Here is a 631-nt window from a genome sequence, read left to right on the forward strand (position 1 = left end):
CAATAGCTCATCTGAGGCAGCCTCTTCCCATGTAGCAGCCCCCACTAGCACGTCATATCCGAAGGACAGTCACAGCGCTCGGTCGCCTTGAGCGCGCAGCACCGGCAGGAGGCCGAGGTTACCGCGGCAGAGGAAAGCGAGCGAGCGGCAGTAGAGACTGCAGCGACGGTGGCAAGGGTGGCAAGGCTGGCGATGGCGGAACTGGCAGCAGCAAGGGCAGAAGTAGAAGCAGCAGCGGCGGCGGCAGAGCTCGAGGCTCTGCGCGCCAGTAGCACCGGCAGCTCTGTTTCTACCGATGACGACAGAGACAACGAGCTCAAGCTGGCGAGGGAGGCAGCGCGGGAGCAGGCAGCGCAGTGGGCAGCCGCGCACCCCCAGGGGCGCCGTGGCGGCAGCCCTGACGGGCGCGGACGCGCCGGCGGTGCTCCGGGCGGGGGCGCGCGCGGCGGCCGTGTCCCCGATGGCGGTGGCAGTCCAGACAGGCGCGGACATGCCGGTGGCTGGGTTGACGGAGATCGCGGCCTTTACAGGCGGCGCGGCTCTCCCTCCCCGGACAGGTACCATGGTCACCATGGGATCCAGGCCATTGTCAGGGACGTCGGTCCCGGCGGCGGGTGGCCTACCCTCACCA

At 69.4% G+C, this 631-nt stretch carries 1 pseudogene; it reads left to right on the forward strand.

Annotated features, from left to right (window positions below):
- Positions 1-87 precede the first annotated feature (87 nt).
- A pseudogene (locus ACQY6C_RS14885) lies at positions 88-631 on the forward strand (hypothetical protein); the annotation flags it as partial.

The sequence above is a fragment of the Altererythrobacter sp. genome, from assembly GCF_050299635.1.
In the GTDB taxonomy this organism is placed as follows: Bacteria; Pseudomonadota; Alphaproteobacteria; order Sphingomonadales; family Sphingomonadaceae; genus Erythrobacter.